A 1133-nucleotide genomic window follows, 5' to 3' on the forward strand; every position below is an offset into this window, starting at 1 on the left:
AAGCCTTATCTGATCGGAATCTGGCAGCGTAGGTGTCGAGAGCCGGCGTGGGCCGCCGTGCAAGCCTGGATCTCGACGATCGCCATGTAGCTTGGCGCCCACGCCGGAATCTCCCTTGATCCGCCCGAACAGTTGCTGGAGCTGACACTCGCAGTGATAAGACTGGGCAAGCGGGGGAGCTCTCGACCCTTCCAGACTATACGGAGTCCGGTAATGAACGGGATCGGGATTGATGTCAGCAAGCGCCAGCTGGACGTCGGCATGACAGACGGGCAGATCTTGAAGGTCAGCAATAGCGCCGCCGGCTTCGCTGAATTGGATGCCTGGCTGAGGCAGCGCCCAACCAGCCAGATCGTGCTGGAGGCCACCGGCGGCTATGAGCAGTGCGTGCTGGATTTTCTGCACAAGGCAGGACATCCGGTCGTTCGGGCCAATGCCTTTCGTGCCAGGAAGCTAGCTCAAGGACTGGGCCACATCGCCAAGACCGACCGCTTGGATGCCTATGCCTTGGCGAAGATGGCCGCGTTGGTGAAGCTGCCGCCCTACCAGCCGCTAGAGCCTTGGCAGCAGAAACTGCGGGAGTTCGTGCGAGCACGTCGACAGACGATGGACGCCTTGGCCGTAGCGCGGCAACAGCAGCAAATGGTGACCGATCGTGAGTTGCGCCGGCTTTTGCAGGCCAACATCACCCGCTTGCAGACGCTGGTCCAACGCTTGGGCAATCAGATTGCCGAGCAGGTTGCCCAGCAGCCGCAACTGGCTGTGCTGAAGTCGATGAAGGGAGTGGGGACGGGGCTGCAGGCCGTACTGGCCAGCTATCTACCTGAGCTGGGCAGGATCAGTGGTAAGGCCATCGCCAGCCTGGTCGGCGTGGCGCCGATGTCCCATGACAGCGGGACAATGCGCGGGAAGCGAAGCATCCATGGCGGCAGAGCCGAGATCCGTCAAGTGCTCTACATGGCCAGCATGTCCGCCCTGCAGCACGAACCTCGATTGCGGGACTTTTACCGCTCCCTGCGGGCGCGCGGCAAGGAGGCCAAAGTAGCCATCGTGGCGGTGATGCGGAAGATGCTGGTGATCCTCAACGCCCGCATGCGTGACGCCCAGAGCGGACCGATCCCCGCCTGACGTCA

Annotated in this window: 1 protein-coding gene; it reads left to right on the forward strand. The window is 62.4% G+C overall.

The genetic code is table 11. The features are described from left to right. Positions 1-213 precede the first annotated feature (213 nt). On the forward strand, positions 214-1128 hold the full coding sequence (locus tag CR919_RS20920; protein ID WP_099821657.1) for an IS110 family transposase: 915 nt from the start codon (positions 214-216) through the stop codon (positions 1126-1128). The last annotated feature ends 5 nt before the right edge of the window (positions 1129-1133 follow it).

This window comes from Stenotrophomonas sp. LMG 10879 (assembly GCF_002750935.1).
Classification (GTDB): Bacteria; Pseudomonadota; Gammaproteobacteria; order Xanthomonadales; family Xanthomonadaceae; genus Stenotrophomonas; species Stenotrophomonas lactitubi_B.